Raw genomic sequence first — 22,927 nt, 5'->3', positions numbered from 1 at the left:
CGCCTGGGCGCTCAGAAGTACAAGGTCACCACTTCGCTGACGGCGCCGTCGTTCACCACGGGCAAGGCCACCAGCGAGTGCAGGCCGATCGCTTCCGCGGCCGCACCGATGCTGCCGGGCTCGGTCCCCGCGATCTCGTTGATCACCGGCATGCCACTGGCGAAGGCCTTGCCGATGGCCCCGGCCAGCACCGTGCCCCCTTCGGACGAACGCAGCGGGCCCTCAGTCTCACAGAAGCCGAATACGCGCGTGAGGCCATGGCGCGAGTCGTCGGGCGCCCAGCATTCGATGCGCTTGGCAATCGGCGTCTGCGTGGTCGACAGCAGTGCCAGCACGTAGGCGTCGCTGCTGCTGGGTGTGCTGCAGGGAAACGCCAGACCGCGGTTGATGCCAATCTCGGCCGCGCTGTCGGCCCGGACGAACTTGCCCGCCTGGCCCAGGTCGTCGATCAGCACGGCGGCGCCACGCTGCCACGCCATGCCGGGCAGGCCGCTGCCGCGAGGCAGGTAGGCGTCGCGGGTCATGGGTTCGAAGCTTTCGGCCGCGCTGCCACCGTAGTAGCCATCAACCAAGGTCATGTCGGACGTGACGCGTGCGTTGTTGCGCCAGAGTTCGACCGCGCCGTCGTCGGTCTTGCCGCCACCGCAGAAGAACACCACCACGCCCGTGAGCTGCTCGGCCACGAACACAGGCACCGCGATGGCGCAGGTGTAGCCCGCTTCGCGCGCAGCATTGGCGCGGCGGAAGTACGAGCCATCGAGTTCCTTCAGCACGATGGGCCGGCCGTCGAACCAGGCGCGGCCCGGCAGGCCTTCGCCGCGACCGAAACACATCGATCGGCTGCTTGCACCAAAACCGGTCGCGTCTCCGAACAGGCCGCCACCGAACTCGAGCAGGCTGCTGTCAGGCGTGGGCAGCCAGACTTCGACGGCTTTGATGAGAGTGTTCATGGCGAGGGGGCGCAGGGGTCGATGAAGCTCGGCATTGCATGTTTCGAGCCAACAAGCCGTCGCCGTTACCATCTCAGCGAGATCGATCCATCCCATTGATGAGGAGTGCTGCCATGAGTAAGAAAGTGTGCGTGGTCACAGGGTCGTCGTCAGGCATTGGCGCTGCGACCGCACGCTTGTACGCAAGCCATGGCTGGAACGTGGTCATCAACTACTCGCGCGACCCGGGTCCTGCCGAGGCGGTTGCCGCGCAGTGCGAGGCGCTGGGCTCCGAGGTGCTGGTCGTCAAGGCCGATGTGTCGCAAGACGCCGATTGCCGCCGCTTGGCCGCCGAAGCTGAAAAGCGCTTTGGGCGTGTCGATGTGCTGGTCAACAACGCCGGCACCACCAAGTTCGTCGACATGAAGAACCTCGACGGCCTGGAGGCAGAGGACTTCCAGAAGATCTACAGCGTCAACGTGATCGGCGCGTACCAGATGACGCGCGCCTTGGCGCCGCTGCTGAGCAAGAACGTGGGCTCGGGCGTGGTCAACGTGTCGTCGGTGGCCTCGATCATGGGCCGCGGGTCGTCGCTGGCCTACATGGCGTCGAAAGGTGCACTCAATGCGTTGACCGTCGGGCTGGCACGTTCGTTGGCGCCGAACGTTCGCGTGAACGCCATTGCGCCCGGGTTAGTCGAGACGCCCTGGCTGCAAGAGGGCCTCGGGGCCGACGCGTACCAGCGCGGGGTGGATTGGTACAAGGGCCGGGCGGCGCTGGAAGCGGTGATCACGCCGGAGGACGTGGCCGAGACGGCCTGGTACCTGGGAGCGAGTGCCGCCAAGACGACGGGTGAGGTGATGCTGGTGGATGCGGGGTTGCGGATCACGAAGGTTTGAAATTTTTGCCGGTTGCGTTGTCGTTTCGAATCAAAGGCCCCAACACCTTGGCGGCTGACTGCAAGGCAGGCTCGTTGAATCCGGCGTACCCGAAGACCCACCCTCTCCTCCGCGCCTCCACGCAGTAAAGCGACAGCGGCGCCAGGTACGCGCCGACTTCCCCCGCTCGCCGGCTCAGCCGTGTGTCATCGACAGCGCCTGCGACTTCGTGCGCCAGGTGCATCCCGTGCCCGCTCGTCGAGAGCACCAAGGCCCCTCCACTCGCTTTGCGCAAGGACTCGATGAGCACCGCTTGCCGCTGCTGATACAGCTCTCGCATGCGCCGCAGATGGCGCAGCAAATGGCCTTCGGTGATGAAGCGCGCCAGCACCTCTTGCGCTGCGCCTGGACTGTGTCGATCGCTCAAGGCCTTGGCGGCGGCGAACGCGTCCACCAGAGATGCAGGCAACACGATGAAGCCCAGCCGCAACCCCGGGTGCAGTGTCTTCGAGAAGGTGCCGACGTACAGCACCCGCTCGCTGTGCGGCAGGCTGCACAGCGCCGGGATGCGGTGGGTGCCGTACTGGAACTCGCCGTCGTAGTCGTCTTCGACCACCCAGGTGCGCTGTGCGCGAGCCCACTCCAGCAACTCGAGCCGCCGCGCGAGGCCCATGTGCACGCCGAGCGGGAACTGGTGCGTGGGCGTCACCACGGCCATGCGTGCAGCGGGCCAGCGTGCGGCACCTTGGGCGATGCACAGGCCCTGCTCATCAACCGGGACCGGTTGCGCGGCAATGCCATGGCTCACCAGGCAGGCGCGAATACCGAGGTAGCCAGGGTCTTCGACCAGCACCTCGTCGCCCGGGTCGAGCAAGAGGCGCGCGATCAGGTCGATGGCCTGCTGCGAGCCTGAGGTGACCACTACCTGCTCCGTCTCGCAGCGGATGCCACGCGAGACGAGCAGCCACTGTGCAATGGCCTCGCGCAGCGGAATGTGCCCGGCCGGCGCCAGGTACTGCGCGGTTTCCTGCCGCACGCGTGCCGGAAGCTGCCGCTCCAGTCGCGACCACAGCTCGAAGGGAAACGCATCGACCGCCGGCGTGCCGATGCGGTAAGCGGTGATGGCCTCGTGGGGCGGCCGCCAGCGCAGCGCCGTCTCGGCCATCAGGCGCCCGCGTTGCGACAACCCAGCGGCGGGCAGCAGCGGCGCACTGCGTTTGCCACCTGGAGCGCGGCCTGGCGCACGCAATGCGGCGAGGTCGTGGGCGACGTAGCTGCCATCGCCCACGCGCGCCACCACGTAGCCTTCGGCCCGCAGCCGCTCCAGCGCCCACAGCACGGTGTTGCGCGCCACGCCAAGCGCCTGGGCGTGCTCACGCGACGGTGGCAGCTTGCTGCCGGCAGCGAAGGTGCCCGACTCGATGGCGCTGCGCAGCTGCAGGTAGACCTGCTGCCGCAGCGGGACCGCATTGGCTCTTTGCTTCATGGCGAATTGGCTCTGCAGATTGGCCACATAGTGTCTACGATGAAGGGCCAATAAGAAACCCGCCGAGACCTCGCCAGGCAGGCGTCCGAAAACGGCGAGCCTGACCACCGCCGGTCTTCACAATCCAGCGCCTCACTTCGGAGCACCGTCATGACCCCACAAGACAAGGCAGTCCACTTCAAGTCACTGCATGCCAAGGCCTTCTTGATGCCCAACGCCTGGGATGCCGGCTCGGCCAAGATGCTGGCCGGCTTGGGCTTCCAGGCGCTCGCCACCTCGAGCGGCGCCGCGGCCGGCGTGCTGGGCCGCAAGGACGGCCAGCTCACGCGCGCCGAAGCCATTGCACATGCACAGGCCATCGTCGAGAGCGTGGACATCCCTGTCTCGGCCGATCTGGAGAACGGCTTCGGCCACACGCCGGAAGACGCTGCCGAGACCATCCGCCTGGCCGCCACCATCGGCCTCGCCGGCGGCTCGATCGAAGACGCGAGCGGTGATGCCGCGAAGCCACTCTACGACTTCGACCTCGCGGTCGAGCGTGTGGCGGCGGCCGTGGCGGCGGCGCGCGCTTCGCGATACCCCTTCACGCTGACAGCGCGCGCAGAGAACTACCTGCGCGGCAACCCGAACCTGGACGACACCATTCGCCGCCTGCAAGCCTTCGAGAAAGCCGGTGCCGACGTGCTGTTCGCTCCGGGCCTGCCCGATCTTGCCGCTGTGCGAGCGGTGTGCGCCGCGCTCACCAAACCGGTGAGCTTCATGGTCGGCATCAAGGGCAAATCGTTCAGCGTGGCTGAGCTGGAAGCGGCCGGCGTCAAACGCATCAGCCTCGCGACCTCTCTGTACCGTGCCGCGATGAAGGGTGCGCGCGACGCCGCACAAGAAGTTGTCGAGCACGGCACCTTCACCTACCTCGACCGTCTCTGAAAGCACCTGCGCCATGTCCGAACATCGCTACACCGCCAGCGTTCACTGGGAGCGCGGCGACCAGCCTTTCAGCGACAAGAAGTACAGCCGCCGCCACCTGATCCACTTCGACGGCGGGCACGTGATGCCGGCGTCGTCGTCACCGCTGTCGGTGCGCGTTCCTTATTCCGACCCGGCCGCGGTCGACCCCGAAGAGCAGTTCATCGCGTCGATCTCGAGCTGCCACATGCTGTGGTTCCTCGATATTGCCTGCCGCGCCGGTTGGGTGGTCGACGATTACGTCGACGATGCCGTCGGCGTGATGGAGCGCAACGCACAAGGCCAGATGGCGATCACGCTGGTCACGCTGCGCCCCGCAGTGAAGTTCAGCGGCAAGCAGCCGACGCTGGACGAGCTGAACCACCTGCATCACCGGGCCCACGACGAATGCTTCATTGCCAACTCCGTCAGAAGCGAAATCCACTGCCAACCCACCTTGCTAGGTTGAATCCGTGTACACCCCTGCCCACTTCGACGAGACCCGCCCCGAACTGCTGCACCAGCTGGTGCGCGACCATCCATTGGGCCTGCTGATCACCCAAGGCGAGAACGGGCTCGATGCGAACCCGATTCCGTTCCTGCTCGACACCGAAGATGGCCGCCCCGGTGTGCTGCGCGCCCACGTGGCGCGTGCCAACCCGGTATGGCGCGAGGCACGTGCCGATGTGGAAACGCTGGTGGTGTTTCAAGGGCCGCAGACCTACATCACGCCGAATTGGTATCCCGTCAAGGCCGAGACCGGCAAGGTCGTGCCGACCTGGAACTACATCACCGTGCAGGCCCGCGGCAAGCTGGTCGTGCGCGATGACGCGGCCTGGGTGCACCAGCTCGTCACGCGGCTCACGCAACGGCACGAGGCAACGCAACCGAAGCCCTGGGCCGTGAGTGATGCGCCCGGCGATTACATTGAGTCGATGCTGCGTGCCATTGTCGGCATCGAGATCCCGCTCGACTCGCTTCGCGGCAAGTGGAAGATGAGCCAGAACCGCCCGCTCAGCGACCGGGAGGGGATGTCGCGCGGTCTGCGTGAGCAGGGCGATGATCAGTCGCTGGCTGTGGCAGGCTGGGTCGATCGCGCCGCAGCCAAGCCAGCAGCCGGCTGAACTGCACGCGTCGGCCCGCGTCGATCGCGAGGCCGACGCTCCAGCACAGCCAGCCCGTCCACAACGTGTGGCTCATGAAGTGGGCGCCCCGCGCCTGCTGCGCGAACCCCAGCGTGAAGCCGGCCAGCAACGAGAGCAGCAGCCAGTTGCGCGCGATGCGGGCCGAGCGGCGGCGCCAGATGAAATAGCCGCCGATGAAAGCAAAGCCCGACGAGGCATGGCCCGCTGGAAAGCAGTGGCCGCTGCCGCCATCGCGCGTCCATGCCCAGTGCGAAACATGGCGTGCCACGCCGCCGAAGGCCGACAGGTCCCACGGGCAACTCGCCGGGCTCACCGACTTGAGCAGCGAGACGAGCAGCACCGCGGCCAGGCTGCCGAGGATGAGCTGAACGCGTTCGTTCGACTCGAGAAGGCGCAGCGAGCCAAAGGGCCACCACACAGCGAGCGTGAGCGCCAGCGCCACCACCCAGCTCAGCTTGCGGCCACCCTCATGCATCACGGTGTCGAGCAGCCAGTCGTCGGTGAGCGGAAAGCCTTGCGCGGTGCCGAACCAGTGGGCCAGGCGCATGTCCAGATCGGTCGCGTCCCACGCCATGAGCATCAGCATGAGCACCAGGGTGATGACGGCCAGGCGCCGCAGGGAGAGAGGTGTTGTCATGCGTGAAGCGGGACTGTGCGGGGGGCTGCTTAAGAAAGCCTTAAGCGCCTCAGTTCGCCGCCGGCCGCCGCACAATGCGCGGCATGCGTGTACTGGTGGTCGAAGACGACGAAGGCATCGCCGCGGGCCTGCAGGGCCACTTGCGGCAGCAGGGCTGCGCGGTGGACGTGGCCGGCAGCGTGGCGACGGCCTGGGCCGCATTGCGCGCCGACCATTTCGATATCGTGCTGCTGGACCTGGGCCTGGCCGATGGCGATGGCCACGAGGTGCTGCACCGCCTGCGCCGTGCGGGTGCAGGCGAGCTGCCCGACCCGAAGACGCCGGTGCTCATCATGACGGCCCGCGACGCGGTGGCCTCGCGCATCGCCGCGCTCGATCACGGCGCCGACGACTACGTCACCAAGCCCTTCGATCCCGATGAGCTGGCCGCCCGCATGCGGGCCTTGCGCCGCCGCGCCAGCGGGCGCGCACAAGCCACGCTGCGCTGCGGTGACGTGGAGATCGACCCGGCCGCGCGCAGCGTGCGGCGTGCCGGCCAGCCGGTGGAGTTGTCGGCACGCGAGTTCGCGGTGTTGCTGGCGCTGGTGGATGTGCGACCACGCGTGCTGTCGCGCCCGCAGATCGAGGCGCGGCTCTACAACTGGGACGGTGCGCTGGAGAGCAATGCCATCGAAGTGCATGTGCATCACCTGCGCAAGAAGCTGGGCGAGGGCATCGTCCGCACGCTGCGCGGCGTGGGTTACTTCGTACCGGCGGAAGAAGAAGCGTGATGGGACAGAAGTCGCTGCTGCGGCACCTGCTCGCCTGGGCGTTCGGCGCGCTGGTGCTGGTGTGGGTGAGCTTCATCTTCATCGGCTTCAGGACCGGCGTGCACGAGGCCGACGAGCTGACCGACGGCCACCTGGCGAGCATGGCCCACCTGCTGCTGCGCCAGCACGACGGCAAGTTCGATGAGAGCAACGGCGGCGGCATGGGTGCGCCCAGTGGTGCGATCGCCGAACTGAGGAGCCACGACTACCAGCAGTCGATGAGCGTGGTGGTGTGGAGCGAGGAGGGGCAGGTGCTGACGCAGACCGGCGAGGCGCCCTTGCCGCCGTTCACGGGCGACGAAGGTTTTGCCGACCTGTCGCTCGGCGCACCGCCCACCACCTGGCGCACCTTCTCGCGCTGGGACCCGGTCGACCACAGCCGCAAGGTGATGGTGCTGCTGAGCGTGCGGGAGCGAGACGACTTGGCCGAAGACATCGCCGAACAGGTGGCCGAGCCGGGCTTCTGGTTGCTGCCTGTGGTGGCGCTGGCCTTGGGCTGGGCGATCCGGCGTGGACTGAACCCATTGCGCAGCCTGTCACGTGACGTGAGTGAACTCGACGTGCACGACCCCGAGCCGCTGCGCACGCAGCCGCACCAGGAGTTCAAGGCCGTGGTCGACTCCATCAACACGCTGGTCGAGCGCGCACATACCGCGCTGGTGCGCGAACGCGACCTGAGCAGCGAACTCGCGCATGAACTGCGCACGCCGCTCGCTTCGTTGACGTTGCACACCAGCCTGCTGCGTCGGGCCGTCAGCGACGACGAGCGTGCGCAAGCGCTCAGCCGCATCGAACACGATGCCCAGCGGGCAAGCCACGTGGTGTCGCACCTGCTGGCACTGGCGCGCGCCAGCCGCACCGAGATGGCCGAGTCCGCACAGCAGCTCGACCTGGCCGAGCTCGCGCGCCGGGTGGTCGGCGAATACGCGCAGACGGCGCTCGGAAGCGGCCACGAACTGGCACTCGTGAGTGCCGGTGACTTCACGCTGACGGGCCACGCGGTGCTGCTCGAAATTGCCTTGCGCAACCTGATCGAGAACGCCCTCAGCCACACGCCGCGGGGCACCGTGATCGAAGTGCAGCTCGACGCCTCGGCACGCTGGCTGCAGGTGTGCGACGACGGTGCTGTGCCGGCGAAAGACAGCGCGGCCGCACCCGCTTCATCCGGACTCAGTCTGGGGTTGGGCCTGGGTCACCGCGTGGTGGACAAGGTGGCCGCGATTCACAACGCCAGTTTCGCGGTGGCAGCGCCGCCCGCTGGCTTCGGCGTCTGCTATCGCATCAGCTTTGCAGGGGCGCCGGGATAGCGAAATCCTGCGCCGGCCCGTTGAGCTACCAAGCTGTTGGCGTGGCCGCCAACAGCTTCAAGTACGGAGCTGAGTGCTGCGCTCAGCCTTTCCCGTGCTTGCCCTTCCCTTTGCCATGGCCGTTGCCGTTGCCGTGCTCATCGTCATGGTCGTGGCCATGCTCGCGTTCGTAGCGTTCCTTGACCCACTTCTCCTGCACGAAGTAGACCGGTTGGCCGCACGCGTTGTATTTGGCGCAGTGCTTGCCCCACTTCTTTTGATGACCGGGTGGCACGTACAGATAGACGGGCTCTTGCACCACGGCCACGCGTGGCGGCGCGTAGATGATGGGCTTGGCGTAGATCACCGGCGGAGGAGGCGTGTTGCCGATGTCGATGCGCCCGTAGACGCCAGGCTGGTTGATGCCGATCGATACGCCGACGCTGGTTTGTGCGATGGCGGAGCCAGCGGCAAACGCCATGGCAAGTGAAACCGAGATTGCGCGTGTGGGCATCATGATGTTGCTCCTTCAGAGGTGACAGAGACGCAGCGCGGGTCCCGACAAGCACGTGTTCCTGATGCGCTTCGGTCACACGCCAGCGTGACTGATTATCGTGTCGCCCTCGTCGCAAAACCGTGCCGTTTTCCCTCTGAATCCGTTGGAGCGACCCTTAGCCCTGCCAGTTACCAGCTCAGCGGATTCAACCGGTAAAAACCGGCAAGTTCGCCAAACAGTGCCGGGTGCTCGGCAGCCAGCTGCTGCGGCTGCTCGAAGAACACCTCAGAGGCCACGGCGAAGAACTCGGCTGGGTTGGTCGCACCGTAGTGGCTGAGCAGGCTCGGCTCCTGCCTGTCGGCCTGCGCCTGCAGCTTCGCGAACTCGGCGGCCATCACCTTCGACCAGCGCGCGTAGTGACGGCGGCCCGACAGCAGCGGCGCGCCGTTGGCTTCGCCGTTCTCCTGGTCCAACTGGTGCGCGAACTCATGGATCACCACGTTCTGCCCATCGTCGATCACAGCTGCGCCGTCGACCGTGTCCTGCCACGACAAGATCACCTGCCCCTGTGACCACGATTCGCCCGACAGGGCGCGGCGCTGGTCTTGCAGCACGCCGGCGCTGTCGGTGTGCACGCGGTCGACGAGAAACGCGCCCGGGTAGAGCAGGATCTGGCGCAGCCGCGGGTAGTACGACGAACGGCGTCGGTTGAGCAGCAGCAGGCACGCCTGGGCCGCCACGGTGATGCGCATCTCGTCGGTGACTTCGAGCCCGGCGCAGCCGATGAACGGCTTCTCGGCCAGGAAGACCTGCATGTGCCTCTTCAACTGCAGCTGCAGGTCCGCCGGCAGGCTGCGCACGTAGGGCACGCGCCGGCGAAGAATCTCGCGCCACTCCGCCGGGAAAGGCCGGCGGCGGATGCGGGCGCGGCGCAGCTCGGTCAGCAGCGGCTGGCCAGCCAACCAGGCTACCAGCAGCAACATCAAGCCCATCACGATAAGGAACGGCACGGGCGCCTCGCGCGCAGTCGATCGAACTACGCAGCTGGGTGCGAAGCAGTGGCTTTCAAGCCCTGGGAGACGAGCCAACTTGTGACGACTTGATCCGCCGCCGGAGCAACCGGTTCTCGACGTCTCAGTGCAAGGTCACATTCGCGTTGGGAATGCCCTTGGCCCCGAACACCGAATGCCTGACCGCCCACCCGCTGGCCCAATGCGCAAACTCGTGCGCGGGCAGCGGCCGGCTCATGTGGAAGCCCTGTGCTTCGTCGCATGACAGGTCGCGCAACAGGTCCCATGCCTGGGCGTTCTCCACACCCTCGGCGACCACGGTCAGCCCGAGGCCGTGCGCCAGGTCGATGGTGGAGCGCACGATGCGGGCATCGTCGGTGTCCTTCGCCATGTTGAGCACGAAGGACTTGTCGATCTTCAGCTCGTCGACCGGCAGGCGCTTCAGGTAGGCGAGTGAGGAATAGCCGGTGCCGAAGTCGTCGATCGACAGGCGGAAGCCCAGGCCGCTCAAGCGCTCGAGCGTGGCCATTGCGCGCTGCGGGTCGTCCATGATCGCGCTCTCGGTGATCTCGAGGCAGAACGCCTCGGCCGGCACGATGTGCTTGATCAGCAGTGCTTCGAATTTCTGCGGCAGCTCGACGTCGAGCAGGTCGCGTGTCGACAGGTTGACCGACACGACGATTCGCACACCGCCTTCATTGAGCACCCGCCACATGCGCGCGGATTCCTCGAAGACCCACATCGTCAGCATGCGGATGAAACCCGTCTGCTCGGCGAAGGGAATGAACTCCATCGGCGGCAGCAGGCCGCGCACCGGGTGCTGCCATCGCAACAAGGCCTCGGCGCCCACCAGGCGGCCGTTGTCGAGCGCGAGCTTGGGTTGCAGGTACAGACGCAGCTCGTGGTGGTCGAGCGCGTGGCGCAACTCGCTCAGCAGCGACAGCGTCTGCGAGCTGGCGGCATCGATCGACGGGTCGTACAGCATCGGGCCTTCGCCACGGCGCTTGGCGCTGTACATCGCAATTTCCGCGTGGCTGAGCAGCGTGTCGACATCGCTGCCATGGTGCGGAAACACCGCCATGCCGAAGCTCGCGCTCATGTCGACGGTTTGGTCCTCGAGCACCATCACGTCGCTGAAGATCTGGTGCAAGCGCTGCGCCAACGAGCCGGTGTGCGACAGGTCGCTCGCGGGGTCGATGTCGGCGAGCAGCACGGCGAACTCGTCGCCGCCGAGGCGTGCGACCAGGTCACCGTTGCGCACGGCCTGCTGAGACAGCCGTTCGCCCACGCCCTTGAGCATCAGGTCGCCGAAGCGGTAGCCGAGCACGTCGTTGACGTGCTTGAAGCGGTCCAGATCCAGCATGATGACCGCCACCGAGCGGCTGTCGGCCTTGCCGATGGCGATGGCTTCGAGCACGGCGTTGCGGAACTGCACGCGGTTGGACAGGCCGGTGAGGCTGTCCCAGTAGGCGAGCTTGAGAATCTCTTCCTGCTGGCCGGCCACGCTGACGCGCATGTGCTCGAAGGAATGGGCCAGGTCGCCGATCTCGTCGGTGCGGCGCTGCCCGCCGAGCGGCGTCGCGTAGTCGCCCGCCCCCAGGCGCTCGGCCGCCACGGCGAGCTTGCGCAAAGGCGTGGTCACGTGGCGTGCCGTCAGCACACTGCCGAGCCCGAACACCAGCACGCTCAGCAGTGTGAGCGCCGCCAAGCCGAACTGCAGCTGGCGATACGGTGCCACCGCATCATCGACCGAACGCATCAGCAGCGCCGAGACGCCCGGCCCATCGGTGTCGAACGTGAGCGACACGCTGCGGGCGCTGTACTCGCCGTCGGGCAGCGCCATCGCCAGGCTGCTGTCGCCGGCGATGGTGTTCTGGCGTTCGAGAGCGTTGCGGGCTTCGCGCGGCAGGGTGGAGAGGGTGGTCTTCCAAGGTGACTGCGCGTCGGCGCGCGTCTCCAGGCTGACGTGCAGCGGCGAGAGGCTGCGCATCTGCTCGAGCAGTGGCTGGTCGACCGGGAAGCCCATCAGCACCCAGCCCGCCAGCACTGGGGCGCGCAGCGGCACGAGCACGAACTGGAACGCCTTGTTGCCCACCATCAGCACCTCGCCGGCATGTTTGCCGGTGCCGGCGTGGCTGGAGAGGTGGGCGAGCACCGGCTGCAGCGTTGCTGCGTCGGTATGGGCCGAGGCCTGCAGCTTGAAATCGGTGTCGAGCAGCGCTGCTACGCCAGCGCCGATGCGCTCGCCATGGTTCGCGAGCACCGAGCTGATGGTGGCTGCATCGCGGCTGGCCACCGCTGAGCGGAAGCCATAGTCGGCCGTCAGCAGCGTCGCGCCTTCAGTGAGCTGCCGTGCGTTCTGCTCCAGCACGTGCCGGAGCACGCGTTCGCCGACTTCCAGGTCGGCACCGATGGCGGCACGCGCGTTGCGGTCGATGGTGGCGCGAATGGCGACAAAACTCGCCGCCTGCACGGCCAGCAGCAGGCCGAGGAACAGCAGCACGATGCGTGCGCTGAGCGACTTGGCGAGCCAGACGCGCAGCGCCTCCACCCGGCCGTGACGTGGCAGCCAGCTCACAGCAGGCTGGCGGGCAGCTTGATCTGCGCGCTCGTGTCGGTGCCGGCCAGGTTCAGCGTTTCGGCGGCGGGCTCCTTGCCGGCCGGCACGCCCGCGTGCCAAGCACGCAGGCGGTAGCTGCCGGTCGGGACGTTGTCGAGCCGCACTTGGCCGTCGGCGGCAGTGCTGGCGTGGAACGGCGTGTCGACGACAACGATCCAGGCTGCCATCTGGTCGTGGATGTTGCAGCCAAGCACCGCGGTACCCGGCTTGTCGAACACGATGGGGGCATTGGGCACCCCGGCGTACAGCTTCAGCTCGAAGGTCTTGATCGGCGAGAACGAATACACCTGGTGGCGCACCGTGTCGAAGTTAGGAAAGTTCACCGGCGTGCCCACCGTCACCACGGTGACCTGCGGCACGAACCGGCGCTTGGACTGGCTGACATCCACCGCTGCCATCGGTTTGACAGGCAGCTTGCTGCCGGTGGGTTCCAGCATCACCACCGCGTCGGGCAGCGGCTTGCCGGCGTTGTCGACCACCGTCACGGTCAGCGAGGCCGCGTCAGCGCAGACGGCAGCACCGAGCAGGGCGAGGGTGACGAGGGGAGCGCGCATGAGGGAGATGAGTAAGGCGAGTGGATTCACACAGGACGGTTCGTCAGGTGATTTCGACATTTCGCTGGCGGACTTTAGGGGGTGTGCCCTGCGGTCGGACGCCGATCGAGGGCATGAGCCTCGTCGGCGTGATGGGCATCACGGCAAGAGCTCACAGGCCTGCGTACTTGCGTTTAGCCTGCGCGCATGCCTTCGTTTTCCACCTTGCGCGCTCTTGGCGCCACCAGCGCCGTGCTGGTCTGCGCTGCTGCCTGCGCCGCGGACGTATCACCGAAGACTGCCGTGCAGGCTGGCACGTGCGGCTTCGCACGCTTCCAACCCGATCTGCTCCAACGCGTCAACGATTTCCGCGCCTCGGCTCAACGCTGCGGTGCCAAAAGTTTCGGCCCAGCCGCGCCGCTGCGTTGGAACGACACGCTGGCGCGCCTGGCCTTCACACACGCGCAAGGCATGGCAGCGCGCAACGAGGTGGAACACGCCGATGCCAAGGGCCGCGGGCCGGCCGATCGCGCCACGGCGGCCGGCTACACATGGCAGGTGTTCGCCGAGAACGTGGCGGGCAACTACCCGGGTACCGCCGAGGTGATGACCGGCTGGCAGGCGAGCCCGGGCCACTGCGCCAACCTGATGAACCCGGCTGTGAGCGAATTCGGCGTGGGCTGCGCGCCGGGCGTGCGCGGCAGCGCGTTCAAGACCTACTGGGCGATGGAGCTCGCCAAGCCGCGCTGAGTGTGCGGCGCGGCGGGTTCAGCTTCCGCAGCGGCCGAAGTGGCGATCACTCCGCCGCCCAGACATACCTCGCCGTCGTACACGACCGCCGACTGGCCCGGCGTGACGGCCCATTGCGGCTTCGCAAATTGCAGCGTGATGCGTTCAGCAGACGATGAGATGGCGCAGGCCGCGTCGGCTTGGCGGTAGCGCGTTTTTGCTGCCACGTCGCCAGCCACGGGCGCGTGGCCCGACACCCAGCTCAGGTCATCGGCCTCCAGCGTGTTCGAGAGCAGCCAGGGGTGGGCGTGGCCTTGCACGATGTAGAGCGTGTTGGCCGCCATGTCTTTGCGCGCGACGAACCACGGCGCGTGTTCGTTGCCGCCCTTGGCGGCGCCGCGCTCCTTCAGCCCGCCGATGCCGATGCCCTTGCGCTGGCCCAGCGTGTAGAAGCTCAGGCCTACGTGCTCGCCCACCGTGCGGCCGCGGTCGTCCTTGATCGGGCCGGGCTTGTTGGCCAGGTAGCGGTTCAGGAATTCGCGGAACGGCCGCTCGCCGATGAAGCAGATGCCGGTCGAGTCCTTCTTCTTCGCGTTCGGCAGGCCGATCTCGGTGGCAATGCGGCGCACCTCGGTCTTCGGCAACTCGCCCACCGGGAAGAGCGTCTTGCTCAGTTGCGATTGCGTGAGCCGGTGCAAAAAGTAGCTCTGGTCCTTCAGCGGGTCGAGGCCCTTCAGCAGCTGGTGTTGACCGTCCAACTCACGAACGCGCGCGTAGTGCCCGGTCGCGATCTTCTCAGCGCCAAGCCGCATCGCATGGTCGAGAAAAGCCTTGAACTTGATCTCGGCATTGCACAGCACGTCGGGGTTGGGCGTGCGGCCCGCCTGGTATTCGCGCAAGAACTCGGCGAACACGCGGTCCTTGTAGTCGGCCGCAAAGTTCACGTGTTCGATCTCGATGCCGAGCACGTCGGCCACGCTCGCGGCGTCGATGAAGTCTTGCCGCGACGAGCAGTACTCGTCGTCGTCATCGTCTTCCCAGTTCTTCATGAAGATGCCGATGACCTCGTGGCCCTGCTGCTTGAGCAGGTGTGCACTGACCGCGGAATCGACACCGCCAGACAGGCCGACGACGACGCGCTGTTTGCTCATGGCCGAATTTTAGGTCTGCGGGGTTGGCGCCGGGCGCGCAGGGACTTGGGGTCACCGTGATCCCATCACATCGAGCTACTGCTTGATCTCGGGCGAGTACAGCGTGGCGTCCGCCGTCACGAGCGACAGTGGGTAGCGCTTGCCAGCCAGATAGTCCTTGATGCAGGTCAACACCAGCGCACTGCGGTGGCGTTCGCGGCTGGCATGCAACTCATCGAGCGTCATCCACAGCGTGCGGACGATGCCTTCATCGAGGCGGCGTTCTGGGTCCGGCTCGCTCGCCATGCCGGCGTAGGCGATGCGAAGGTAGGTCACGTCTTCGCCGGTGCTCGGCCGCTGGAAGCGCGACAGGTAAAGGCCGACGACGCACTGAGGTGTGAACGCGCACGCAGTTTCTTCCAGTGCCTCGCGCACCACGCCTTGCTCGGGTGACTCTCCAGGGTCCAGGTGGCCGGCGGGGTTGTTGAGCTTCAGGCCTTCGGCGGTGTGTTCTTCAACCAACAGAAAACGGCTCACGCCATCGGTGATGCGCTCGACGATCGCCGCCACGGTGACACTGGGCTTCCAACGGTCAGACATGGGTTCAGATGGTAGCGGCCCGTGTCGACAGGACGTATTCGAATCAACGACGAAACGTGCGCGATGCGTTAGGCTCTCGTGTTTTTGTAAGCTCGGCGCAAGTTGATCATCCCGTGCCGACGACTGAGGAGGCAGATCCATGTTGATTGGGGTACCGCTCGAGACGGTTGCCGGCGAAACACGCGTGGCCGTGACGCCTGAAACGGCCAAGAAACTCAAGGCGCAGGGCCACACCCTGCGCATCCAGTCCGGTGCCGGCGTATCCGCCAGTGCCACCGACGAAGCCTACGTGGCTGCAGGCGCGGAGATCACCGACCAGGCGGGCGCGTTCGCTGCTGACCTGGTGCTCAAGGTGCGTTCACCGCTCGATTCGGAGCTGAGCCTGATGACCACGGGCGCTGCGCTTGTCGGCATGCTCAACCCCTTCGACCGCGACGGCCTGCAACGCCTCGCCGGCGCCGGCATCACGAGCTTTGCGCTCGAGGCCGCGCCGCGCACCACGCGTGCCCAGAGCATGGACGTGCTGAGCTCGCAGGCCAACATTGCCGGCTACAAGGCCGTGATCGTCGCGGCCGACAAGTACCAGCGCTTCTTCCCCATGCTGATGACTGCAGCCGGCACGGTGAAGGCAGCGCGCGTGGTGATCCTTGGCGTCGGCGTGGCGGGCTTGCAAGCCATCGCGACCGCCAAGCGCCTCGGCGCCGTGATCGAGGCGAGCGATGTGCGGCCGTCCGTCAAGGAGCAGGTCGAATCGCTGGGCGCGAAGTTCATCGACGTCTCGTACGACACGCCCGAAGAAAAGGAAGCCGCCGTTGGCGTCGGTGGCTATGCCAAGCCCATGCCGCAGAGCTGGCTCGACCGCCAGAAGGTCGAGGTGGCCAAGCGCGTGGCGGCAGCCGACATCGTGATCACCACCGCGCTGATCCCGGGCCGCGCGGCGCCGGTGCTGGTGACCGAAGAGATGGTCAAGGCCATGAAGCCGGGCTCGGTGATCGTCGACCTGGCCGCGGCCCAAGGCGGTAACTGCCCGCTGACCGAAGCCAACAAGACGGTCGTCAAACACGGCGTCACGCTGGTCGGCGAGACCAACCTCGCTGCCCTGGTGGCAGCAGACGCCAGCGCGCTCTATGCGCGCAACGTGCTCGACTTCCTGAAGCTCGTGATCACCAAGGAAGGCACGTTCAACGTGCCGATGGACGATGACATCGTGGCAGCCTGCCTGATGACGCAGGGCGGCGAAGTGAAGAGAAAGTGACGAGGAGAAGACCATGGACATCATCTCGCCGACCATTACCAATCTCATCATCTTCGTGCTGGCCATCTACGTGGGTTACCACGTGGTCTGGACGGTGACACCCGCGCTGCACACGCCGCTGATGGCGGTGACCAACGCCATCTCTGCGATCGTGATCGTCGGCGCCATGCTGGCCGCGGCCGGCACCGAAACACCACTGGGCAAGATCATGGGCGTGCTCGCCGTGGCGCTCGCGGCCGTCAACGTGTTCGGTGGCTTTCTCGTGACGCGACGCATGCTCGAGATGTTCCGCAAGAAGGAGAAGAAGGTCGTGAAGGAGGAGCCGAAATGAGCCAGACGCCGAGCCGCCTCAAGTCAGGCGAATGCCCCCGCGGGGGGCTGCTGCGGTACGCCGCAACAGGGGGTCAACAGTCATGAGCATGAATCTGGTCACGCTGCTTTACTTGATCGCCAGCGTCTGCTTCATCCAGGCCTTGAAGGGCCTGAGCCACCCGACGACTTCGATTCGCGGCAACCTGTTCGGCATGGTCGGCATGGCGATCGCTGTGGTGACCACCGGTGCACTGATCGTCAAGCTCGCGCAGGGCAACCCGCTCGGGCTCGGCTGGGTGCTGCTTGGCCTGCTGGCCGGTGCCGCGTATGGCGCCTACCGCGCGAAGACGGTCGAGATGACCAAGATGCCGGAGCTGGTCGCGTTCTTCCACAGCATGATCGGTCTTGCGGCCGTGTTCATCGCTGTGGCGGCGGTGGCCGAGCCGGTGGCTTTCCAGATCGTGCACGCTGCGGGCGACCCGATTCCCACGGGCAACCGGTTGGAGCTGTTCCTGGGTGCAGCCATCGGCGCCATCACATTCAGCGGCTCGGTGATCGCGTTCGGCAAGCTCTCGGGGACCTACAAGTTCCGCCTGTTCAAGGGCGCGCCGGTGGTGTTTCCGGGCCAGCATGTGCTGAACCTGGTGCTGGGCGTACTCACGATCGGCCTCGGCCTCGCCTTCATGTTCACCGGCAGCTGGGGCGCGTTCTTCGCGATGCTGGCACTGGCCTTCGTGATGGGCGTGCTGATCATCATCCCGATCGGCGGGGCCGACATGCCGGTCGTGGTGTCCATGCTCAACAGCTACTCGGGTTGGGCGGCGGCCGGCATCGGTTTCTCGCTGAACAACAGCATGCTGATCATTGCCGGCTCGCTGGTGGGCTCGTCGGGCGCGATCCTGAGCTACATCATGTGCAAGGCGATGAACCGCTCGTTCTTCAACGTCATCCTCGGCGGCTTCGGCGGTGACGCTACTGCTGCGACGGGCGGTGCCACCGAGCAGCGCCCCGTCAAGAGCGGCAGCGCCGACGACGCCGCCTTCGTGCTCGGCAACGCCGAGACCGTGGTCATCGTGCCAGGCTACGGCTTGGCCGTGGCGCGCGCCCAGCATGCGGTGAAGGAGCTTGCCGCCAAGCTCACCGAAAAGGGCATCACCGTCAAGTACGCCATCCACCCGGTGGCGGGCCGCATGCCGGGCCACATGAATGTGCTGCTGGCCGAGGCCGAGGTGCCTTACGACCAGGTGTTCGAGATGGAAGACATCAACGGCGAGTTCGGCCAGGCCGACGTCGCGATCATCCTGGGCGCCAACGACGTGGTGAACCCTGCCGCGCACACCAAGGGCAGCGCGATCTACGGCATGCCCATCCTCGAGGCCTACAAGGCCAAGACCATCATCGTCAACAAGCGCTCGATGGCCGCGGGCTACGCCGGCCTCGACAACGAACTCTTCTACATGGACAAGACCATGATGGTGTTCGGCGATGCGAAGAAAGTCGTCGAGGACATGGTTAAAGCCATTGAATAGAGCCCCCCAGTCGCTTCGCTCCTGCCCCCAAGGGGCGCCACCCATTGGGCCGGGAGACCCGTCCCTGGGGCGTTGCTTGATGGGGCGCGGCTTGCAGCTCGCTTGATTCGACACGCGGCAGCCATCGATGAAAAACGCCACGCTGCGTCAGTTGAAGGTATTCGAAGCGGTGGCGCGCCTGCTGAGTTATTCGCGTGCTGCGGAAGAGCTGCATCTGACTCAGCCTGCCGTCTCGACGCAGGTGCGCAAGCTGGAAGAGCATGCCGGCAACGTGCTGTTCGAGCAGTTCGGCAAGAAGATCTACCTGACGCCGGCGGGCATCGAGCTGCTGAAAATCAGCCGCACGATCATCCAGCAGTTCGAGGTGGCGGAAAACGCCATGGCGCAGTTCAAGGGCGTCTCGGGCGGCAAACTCAACGTCGGGGTGATCAGCGCCGGTGACTACTTCTTTCCGCGGCTGCTGGTCGAGTTTGCGAGCCGGCACCGTGGCGTGACGCTGAACTTCACGGTTCACAACCGCGAAGAGCTGCTGGCCCACATCGCCGAGAACCTGGTCGACCTGGCGATCATGGTCCGGCCACCGTCGGACCCCGACATCGTCCACGAAGACTTTGCGCCGCACCCTTATGTGATCCTGGCTGCGCCCGGCCACCCGCTGGTTGGCAAGAAGAACATCTCGGTCGAGTCGGTACTGTGCGAGCCCTTCGTCGTTCGCGAAAAGGGCTCGGACACCTGGCACTCGATGGAAGAGGGCTTCGGCCGCAGTCTGGGCGACATCAACATCGCGATGGAGATCCGCAGCACCGAGACGATCAAGCAGGCCGTGATCGCCGGTATGGGAGTGAGCTTTCTGTCAGCGCACACCATCAGCCAGGAGCTGAAGGCCGGCAGCCTGTGCGTGCTCGACGTTCAAGGCTTCCCGTTGATGCTGCACTGGTACGTCTTGCATCGACGTAACAAACGCCTGCCGCCGGTGGCTCAGGCGTTCAAGGACTTTCTGCTCAGCGATGGCGCATCGCTGATCTCGCAGATCGTCCCGTTCAATCCATCAAGCTGACAGGTCAGCGTTGGCGGACAGGCAGAGAGCGCAGGGCTTTCTGCTCAGCCGAATCAGTTGGCTGCAGAACCTTGAACCGACGCGCGAACGCTGCTGTTTTGCTGAAACATCGAACCGATGGCCTTGGCCAGCAGCACGATCGGCATCGCGGCGATCATGTCGCGCAATGGGTCGCCGGTTTGGACTTGCGAAGCAGGCAGTTGGGTCTGAGCAGCGGTGTTCGACATGGTGGCTTTCCAGTTGAAATTCAGTGTTTACCATTATAGGGAAACTACTTAGTTTTTCAACTGGCGCCGGGCCAGCCGGCCGCCTATGTCGCGACAGAAATCACTGAATCACTTGGCGGTGCTGCAAGAGCGCCTGCTTCACCATCACATTGAGTTCGCCATCGCCTTCCCGGTCGACGTGTCCGAGCAGGGCGTGCCGCATGCGAGGGGCCCAGAATTTCTTGATGTGCTGCGCCAGGTCCATCGTGGCCTCGGCACGATCGGGCATGGCTTCGAAGAAGCCACCGATCTGGTTGGCCATGCGGATGAGGTGATCAGGTTGCATAGAGAGGGGTCTCGTGAGAGCACAGGTTGGCCCGACACGCGACCCGTGAGGTCGCGCATCAGCTGGGTCCAGCGTTACTTGGCGGGGACGGCAATCGCCGGCGTCGCACCGGCCTTGTGCCGCTCGGCCAGCAGGCGTTCCTGCACTTCCGTGAAGCGGCTGTATTCCTTCTGCCAACCGGAAGGCTGCATCACCGGCATCACCTGCACCGCCGTCACCTTGTACTCGGGGCAGTTGGTCGCCCAGTCCGAGTTCTCGGTGGTGATGACGTTGGCACCCGACTCGGGGAAGTGGAAGGTCGTGTAGACCACGCCCGGCTGCATGCGCTCGCTGACGATCGCCCGTAACACCGTCTCGCCGGCACGGCTCTGGATGCCGACCCAATCACCATCTTTCACGCCACGCTCTTCAGCGTCGTGCGGGTGGATCTCGAGGCGGTCTTCGCTGTGCCACTGGTTGTTTTCGGTGCGACGCGTCTGCGCGCCCACGTTGTACTGCGACAGGATGCGCCCCGTCGTCAGCAGCAGAGGGAACTTGCGCGTGACCTTCTCGTCGGTGGCCACGTACTGCGTGATGATGAACTTGCCCTTGCCGCGCACGAACTTGTCGATGTGCATCGTCGGCGTGCCTTCTGGGGCTGCGTCGTTGCATGGCCATTGCACGCTGCCAAGCTCGTCGATCTTCTTGTAGCTCACGCCGGTGAACGTGGGCGTGAGCGCCGCGATCTCGGCCATGATCTGCTCGGGGTGCGTGTAGTTCATCGGGTAGCCGAGCGCGTTCGACAGCTTGACCGTCACCTCCCAGTCACCCAGGCCAGCCTTCGGCGGCATGACCTTGCGCACGCGCGAGATACGGCGTTCGGCATTCGTGAAGGTGCCGTCCTTCTCGAGGAACGACGAGCCCGGCAAAAACACATGCGCGTACTTCGCCGTCTCGTTCAGGAAGAGGTCTTGAACGACGATGCATTCCATCGACGACAGCGCGTGTGCGACGTGCTGCGTGTTCGGGTCCGACTGGACGATATCTTCGCCTTCGCAATACAGGCCCATGAAGGTGCCGGCCAGTGCGGCGTCGAACATGTTCGGGATGCGCAGGCCCGGCTCGGCCTGCAGTTCCACGTTCCACGCCTGTTCGAACTGAGTGCGCGTGGTCGTGTCCGACACGTGGCGGTAGCCCGGCAGCTCATGCGGGAACGAGCCGATGTCGCACGAGCCCTGCACGTTGTTCTGGCCTCGCAACGGGTTCACACCCACGCCTTCGCGGCCGACGTTGCCGGTGGCCATCGCCAGGTTCGCAATGCCCATCACCATCGTTGAACCTTGGCTGTGCTCGGTCACGCCCAGGCCGTAATAGATCGCGCCGTTCGGGCGCTTGCCGGTCAGCTTGCCTTCGATGTTGCCGGTGGCATAGAGCCGTGCGGCGCTGCGCATGTCGGCCGCCGGCACGCCGGTGATCTCTTCCATCATCTCGGGCGAGTTGATGGGGCGCGACACGAACTCCAGCCATTCGCGGAAGGCCTTGTCTTCGCAACGCTCGGCGATGAACTCGTTCGCGAGCAAGCCTTCGGTCGCGATCACGTGCGCCATCGCTGTGACCACGGCCACGTTGGTGCCCGGACGCAGCGGCAGGTGCAGGTCGGCCTGCACGTGCGGCGACTTCACCAAGTCGATCTTGCGTGGGTCGACGACGATCAGCTTCGCACCTTGGCGCAGGCGCTTCTTCATGCGCGAGGCGAACACCGGGTGGCCGTCGGTCGGGTTGGCACCGATGACGACGATCACGTCGGCCTTCTCGACCGACTTGAAGGTCTGCGTGCCGGCCGATTCACCCAGCGTCTGCTTCAAGCCATAACCGGTGGGCGAATGGCACACACGGGCACAGGTGTCGACGTTGTTGTTGCCGAAGGCCGCGCGCACCAACTTCTGGACCAGGTAGCCCTCTTCGTTGGTGCAACGTGACGAGACGATGCCACCGATCGAGTCGCGGCCGTACTTCGCCTGGATGCGCTTGAACTCGCTGGCGGCGTAGTTGATGGCCTCGTCCCAGCTCACTTCTTGCCACGGGTCGCTGATGCTCTTGCGGATCATCGGCGTGGTGATGCGGTCCTTGTGCGAGGCATAGCCCCAGGCAAAGCGGCCCTTCACGCACGAGTGGCCTTCGTTGGCCTTGCCGTCTTTCCACGGCACCATGCGCACGACCTCGTTGCCCTTCATCTCGGCCTTGAAACCGCAGCCGACGCCGCAGTAGGCGCAAGTGGTGGTCACGCTGTGCTCGCCCTGGCCCATCCAGATGACGGACTTCTCTTGCAGCGTGGCGGTGGGGCAGGCTTCGACGCAGGCACCGCAGCTCACGCACTCCGATTCCATGAACGATTCGTTCTGGCCGGCCGACACGCGCGATTCGAAGCCGCGCCCGCTGATCGTCAGCGCGAAGGTGCCTTGCGTTTCTTCACACGCCCGCACGCAGCGGTTGCAGACGATGCACTTGCTCGGGTCGTAAGTGAAGTACGGGTTGGACTCGTCCTTCTGGTCCTTCAGGTGATTGGCACCGTCGAAGCCGTAGCGCACGTTGCGCAGGCCAGTGACGCCGGCCATGTCCTGCAGCTCGCAGTTGCCGTTGGCACTGCAGGTCAGGCAATCAAGCGGGTGGTCGCTGATGTACAGCTCCATCACGCCCTTGCGCAGCTCTTGCAGCTTGGGCGTCTGCGTCCGGACCTTCATGCCCGCTTCGGCCGGCGTGGTGCACGACGCCGGGAAGCCTTTGCGGCCATCGATCTCCACCAGGCACAGGCGGCAGGAGCCGAAGGGCTCCAGGCTGTCGGTGGCGCAGAGCTTGGGCACTTGAATGCCCGCATCGACGGCTGCGCGCATGAGCGACGTGCCCTTGGGCACCGTCACCTCGTTGCCGTCGATCTCGAGCGTGACTTCCTGTTCCGATTCGCGGCGCGGTGTGCCGTAGTCGGTCTCTTTCAGATGATCCAGCATGGTGT

The 22,927-nt window shown here is 65.8% G+C and carries 23 protein-coding genes; 11 read left to right on the top strand and 12 right to left on the bottom strand.

The window, feature by feature from the left end; translation table 11 throughout:
• Positions 1–11: 11 nt before the first annotated feature.
• A complete protein-coding gene (locus AC1DYS_RS02395; RefSeq protein ID WP_477895681.1) occupies positions 12–950 on the bottom strand; it encodes a GAF domain-containing protein in 939 nt (312 codons plus the stop codon).
• Positions 951–1,063: 113 nt separating this feature from the next.
• Here AC1DYS_RS02395 and AC1DYS_RS02390 point away from each other — a divergent pair, with 113 nt between their 5' ends.
• The gene (locus AC1DYS_RS02390) at positions 1,064–1,828 is read left to right on the top strand and encodes an SDR family NAD(P)-dependent oxidoreductase (protein WP_477895679.1); all 765 of its coding nucleotides are present in this window, start codon (positions 1,064–1,066) and stop codon (positions 1,826–1,828) included.
• Here AC1DYS_RS02390 and pdxR read toward each other — a convergent pair.
• Complete coding sequence (gene pdxR / locus AC1DYS_RS02385; RefSeq protein WP_477895677.1) at positions 1,815–3,293, bottom strand: MocR-like pyridoxine biosynthesis transcription factor PdxR; 1,479 nt, start codon at positions 3,291–3,293, stop codon at positions 1,815–1,817. The two genes, AC1DYS_RS02390 and pdxR, sit on opposite strands and share 14 nt — an antisense overlap.
• A 150-nt stretch (positions 3,294–3,443) precedes the next feature.
• Between pdxR and AC1DYS_RS02380 the strand changes: the two genes are divergently transcribed.
• Genes AC1DYS_RS02380 through AC1DYS_RS02370 form a run of 3 tightly spaced genes read left to right on the top strand, consistent with a single transcriptional unit; the run spans position 3,444 to position 5,362 of the window.
• On the top strand, positions 3,444–4,220 hold the full coding sequence (locus tag AC1DYS_RS02380) for an isocitrate lyase/PEP mutase family protein (protein WP_477895675.1): 777 nt from the start codon (positions 3,444–3,446) through the stop codon (positions 4,218–4,220).
• Positions 4,221–4,233: 13 nt separating this feature from the next.
• The gene (locus AC1DYS_RS02375; RefSeq protein ID WP_477895673.1) at positions 4,234–4,707 is read left to right on the top strand and encodes an OsmC family protein; all 474 of its coding nucleotides are present in this window, start codon (positions 4,234–4,236) and stop codon (positions 4,705–4,707) included.
• A 4-nt stretch (positions 4,708–4,711) separates the two neighbouring features.
• On the top strand, positions 4,712–5,362 hold the full coding sequence (locus AC1DYS_RS02370; RefSeq protein ID WP_477895671.1) for an FMN-binding negative transcriptional regulator: 651 nt from the start codon (positions 4,712–4,714) through the stop codon (positions 5,360–5,362).
• On the opposite strand, the gene AC1DYS_RS02365 is transcribed toward AC1DYS_RS02370, so the two are convergent.
• The gene (locus tag AC1DYS_RS02365; RefSeq protein ID WP_477895669.1) at positions 5,253–6,020 is read right to left on the bottom strand and encodes a phosphatase PAP2 family protein; all 768 of its coding nucleotides are present in this window, start codon (positions 6,018–6,020) and stop codon (positions 5,253–5,255) included. The two genes, AC1DYS_RS02370 and AC1DYS_RS02365, sit on opposite strands and share 110 nt — an antisense overlap.
• Positions 6,021–6,103: 83 nt before the next feature.
• Here AC1DYS_RS02365 and AC1DYS_RS02360 point away from each other — a divergent pair, with 83 nt between their 5' ends.
• Both AC1DYS_RS02360 and AC1DYS_RS02355 read left to right on the top strand, forming a co-directional pair.
• Complete coding sequence (locus AC1DYS_RS02360) at positions 6,104–6,790, top strand: response regulator transcription factor (RefSeq protein ID WP_477895667.1); 687 nt, start codon at positions 6,104–6,106, stop codon at positions 6,788–6,790.
• Positions 6,790–8,136, top strand: coding sequence for a histidine kinase dimerization/phospho-acceptor domain-containing protein (locus AC1DYS_RS02355; protein WP_477895665.1), 1,347 nt, complete (start codon positions 6,790–6,792; stop codon positions 8,134–8,136). Before AC1DYS_RS02360 ends, AC1DYS_RS02355 begins: the two co-directional genes overlap by 1 nt.
• Positions 8,137–8,218: 82 nt before the next feature.
• Here the strand turns inward: AC1DYS_RS02355 and AC1DYS_RS02350 are convergent, their stop codons facing one another.
• From AC1DYS_RS02350 to AC1DYS_RS02335, 4 genes are all read right to left on the bottom strand, one after another.
• A complete protein-coding gene (locus tag AC1DYS_RS02350; RefSeq protein WP_477895663.1) occupies positions 8,219–8,632 on the bottom strand; it encodes a hypothetical protein in 414 nt (137 codons plus the stop codon).
• A 167-nt stretch (positions 8,633–8,799) separates the two neighbouring features.
• A complete protein-coding gene (locus AC1DYS_RS02345) occupies positions 8,800–9,621 on the bottom strand; it encodes a M90 family metallopeptidase (protein WP_477895661.1) in 822 nt (273 codons plus the stop codon).
• 124 nt (positions 9,622–9,745) lie between these two features.
• Positions 9,746–12,199: a putative bifunctional diguanylate cyclase/phosphodiesterase gene (locus AC1DYS_RS02340; protein ID WP_477895659.1), complete on the bottom strand. Its 2,454-nt coding sequence runs from the start codon at positions 12,197–12,199 to the stop codon at positions 9,746–9,748.
• A complete protein-coding gene (locus AC1DYS_RS02335) occupies positions 12,196–12,795 on the bottom strand; it encodes a cupredoxin domain-containing protein (RefSeq protein ID WP_477895657.1) in 600 nt (199 codons plus the stop codon). The genes AC1DYS_RS02340 and AC1DYS_RS02335 overlap by 4 nt, the downstream gene beginning before the upstream one ends.
• Positions 12,796–12,981: 186 nt before the next feature.
• On the opposite strand from AC1DYS_RS02335, the gene AC1DYS_RS02330 reads away from it, so the two are divergent.
• A complete protein-coding gene (locus AC1DYS_RS02330; protein ID WP_477895655.1) occupies positions 12,982–13,524 on the top strand; it encodes a CAP domain-containing protein in 543 nt (180 codons plus the stop codon).
• Here the strand turns inward: AC1DYS_RS02330 and mnmA are convergent.
• Positions 13,491–14,654: a tRNA 2-thiouridine(34) synthase MnmA gene (mnmA, locus tag AC1DYS_RS02325; RefSeq protein ID WP_477895653.1), complete on the bottom strand. Its 1,164-nt coding sequence runs from the start codon at positions 14,652–14,654 to the stop codon at positions 13,491–13,493. The genes AC1DYS_RS02330 and mnmA overlap by 34 nt on opposite strands.
• 75 nt (positions 14,655–14,729) lie before the next feature.
• A complete protein-coding gene (locus AC1DYS_RS02320; RefSeq protein ID WP_477895651.1) occupies positions 14,730–15,233 on the bottom strand; it encodes an NUDIX hydrolase in 504 nt (167 codons plus the stop codon).
• Between the two features lie 139 nt (positions 15,234–15,372).
• Between AC1DYS_RS02320 and AC1DYS_RS02315 the strand changes: the two genes are divergently transcribed.
• The 4 genes from AC1DYS_RS02315 (at position 15,373) to AC1DYS_RS02300 (ending at position 19,386) form a co-directional block, all read left to right on the top strand.
• Entirely contained in the window at positions 15,373–16,488 is a 1,116-nt protein-coding gene (locus AC1DYS_RS02315) for a Re/Si-specific NAD(P)(+) transhydrogenase subunit alpha (RefSeq protein ID WP_047486360.1), read from the top strand.
• A 13-nt stretch (positions 16,489–16,501) separates the two neighbouring features.
• Positions 16,502–16,819 carry an NAD(P) transhydrogenase subunit alpha part 2 gene (locus AC1DYS_RS02310; RefSeq protein WP_047486359.1) on the top strand — a complete coding sequence of 106 codons (318 nt, stop codon included), beginning with the start codon at positions 16,502–16,504 and terminating at the stop codon, positions 16,817–16,819.
• An 82-nt stretch (positions 16,820–16,901) separates the two neighbouring features.
• Entirely contained in the window at positions 16,902–18,329 is a 1,428-nt protein-coding gene (locus AC1DYS_RS02305) for an NAD(P)(+) transhydrogenase (Re/Si-specific) subunit beta (protein WP_477895648.1), read from the top strand.
• A 127-nt stretch (positions 18,330–18,456) separates the two neighbouring features.
• A complete protein-coding gene (locus tag AC1DYS_RS02300) occupies positions 18,457–19,386 on the top strand; it encodes a LysR family transcriptional regulator (protein WP_477895646.1) in 930 nt (309 codons plus the stop codon).
• A gap of 53 nt (positions 19,387–19,439) precedes the next feature.
• Here AC1DYS_RS02300 and AC1DYS_RS02295 read toward each other — a convergent pair whose 3' ends face one another.
• From AC1DYS_RS02295 to fdhF, 3 genes are all read right to left on the bottom strand, one after another.
• Positions 19,440–19,613: a hypothetical protein gene (locus AC1DYS_RS02295; RefSeq protein ID WP_477895644.1), complete on the bottom strand. Its 174-nt coding sequence runs from the start codon at positions 19,611–19,613 to the stop codon at positions 19,440–19,442.
• A 100-nt stretch (positions 19,614–19,713) separates the two neighbouring features.
• On the bottom strand, positions 19,714–19,938 hold the full coding sequence (locus tag AC1DYS_RS02290) for a formate dehydrogenase subunit delta (protein WP_477895642.1): 225 nt from the start codon (positions 19,936–19,938) through the stop codon (positions 19,714–19,716).
• Positions 19,939–20,012: 74 nt separating this feature from the next.
• The gene (fdhF, locus tag AC1DYS_RS02285; protein WP_477895640.1) at positions 20,013–22,922 is read right to left on the bottom strand and encodes a formate dehydrogenase subunit alpha; all 2,910 of its coding nucleotides are present in this window, start codon (positions 22,920–22,922) and stop codon (positions 20,013–20,015) included.
• Positions 22,923–22,927 lie beyond the last annotated feature (5 nt).

The organism is Rhizobacter sp. P2_G4 (assembly GCF_056403575.1).
The sequence above is the reverse complement of the archived record's forward strand: the minus strand, read 5'-3'. Positions and strand labels throughout refer to the sequence as shown.

What these genes read in the sequence shown, in the direction of transcription:
- AC1DYS_RS02395 (WP_477895681.1), bottom strand. Translation starts at nt 950, where the DNA reads ATGAACACTCTCATCAAAGCCGTCGAAGTCTGGCTGCCCACGCCTGAC.
- AC1DYS_RS02390 (WP_477895679.1), top strand. Translation starts at nt 1,064, where the DNA reads ATGAGTAAGAAAGTGTGCGTGGTCACAGGGTCGTCGTCAGGCATTGGC.
- pdxR (WP_477895677.1), bottom strand. Translation starts at nt 3,293, where the DNA reads ATGAAGCAAAGAGCCAATGCGGTCCCGCTGCGGCAGCAGGTCTACCTG.
- AC1DYS_RS02380 (WP_477895675.1), top strand. Translation starts at nt 3,444, where the DNA reads ATGACCCCACAAGACAAGGCAGTCCACTTCAAGTCACTGCATGCCAAG.
- AC1DYS_RS02375 (WP_477895673.1), top strand. Translation starts at nt 4,234, where the DNA reads ATGTCCGAACATCGCTACACCGCCAGCGTTCACTGGGAGCGCGGCGAC.
- AC1DYS_RS02365 (WP_477895669.1), bottom strand. Translation starts at nt 6,020, where the DNA reads ATGACAACACCTCTCTCCCTGCGGCGCCTGGCCGTCATCACCCTGGTG.
- AC1DYS_RS02360 (WP_477895667.1), top strand. Translation starts at nt 6,104, where the DNA reads ATGCGTGTACTGGTGGTCGAAGACGACGAAGGCATCGCCGCGGGCCTG.
- AC1DYS_RS02355 (WP_477895665.1), top strand. Translation starts at nt 6,790, where the DNA reads ATGGGACAGAAGTCGCTGCTGCGGCACCTGCTCGCCTGGGCGTTCGGC.
- AC1DYS_RS02350 (WP_477895663.1), bottom strand. Translation starts at nt 8,632, where the DNA reads ATGATGCCCACACGCGCAATCTCGGTTTCACTTGCCATGGCGTTTGCC.
- AC1DYS_RS02335 (WP_477895657.1), bottom strand. Translation starts at nt 12,795, where the DNA reads ATGCGCGCTCCCCTCGTCACCCTCGCCCTGCTCGGTGCTGCCGTCTGC.
- AC1DYS_RS02330 (WP_477895655.1), top strand. Translation starts at nt 12,982, where the DNA reads ATGCCTTCGTTTTCCACCTTGCGCGCTCTTGGCGCCACCAGCGCCGTG.
- mnmA (WP_477895653.1), bottom strand. Translation starts at nt 14,654, where the DNA reads ATGAGCAAACAGCGCGTCGTCGTCGGCCTGTCTGGCGGTGTCGATTCC.
- AC1DYS_RS02320 (WP_477895651.1), bottom strand. Translation starts at nt 15,233, where the DNA reads ATGTCTGACCGTTGGAAGCCCAGTGTCACCGTGGCGGCGATCGTCGAG.
- AC1DYS_RS02315 (WP_047486360.1), top strand. Translation starts at nt 15,373, where the DNA reads ATGTTGATTGGGGTACCGCTCGAGACGGTTGCCGGCGAAACACGCGTG.
- AC1DYS_RS02310 (WP_047486359.1), top strand. Translation starts at nt 16,502, where the DNA reads ATGGACATCATCTCGCCGACCATTACCAATCTCATCATCTTCGTGCTG.
- AC1DYS_RS02305 (WP_477895648.1), top strand. Translation starts at nt 16,902, where the DNA reads ATGAGCATGAATCTGGTCACGCTGCTTTACTTGATCGCCAGCGTCTGC.
- AC1DYS_RS02300 (WP_477895646.1), top strand. Translation starts at nt 18,457, where the DNA reads ATGAAAAACGCCACGCTGCGTCAGTTGAAGGTATTCGAAGCGGTGGCG.
- AC1DYS_RS02295 (WP_477895644.1), bottom strand. Translation starts at nt 19,613, where the DNA reads ATGTCGAACACCGCTGCTCAGACCCAACTGCCTGCTTCGCAAGTCCAA.
- AC1DYS_RS02290 (WP_477895642.1), bottom strand. Translation starts at nt 19,938, where the DNA reads ATGCAACCTGATCACCTCATCCGCATGGCCAACCAGATCGGTGGCTTC.
- fdhF (WP_477895640.1), bottom strand. Translation starts at nt 22,922, where the DNA reads ATGCTGGATCATCTGAAAGAGACCGACTACGGCACACCGCGCCGCGAA.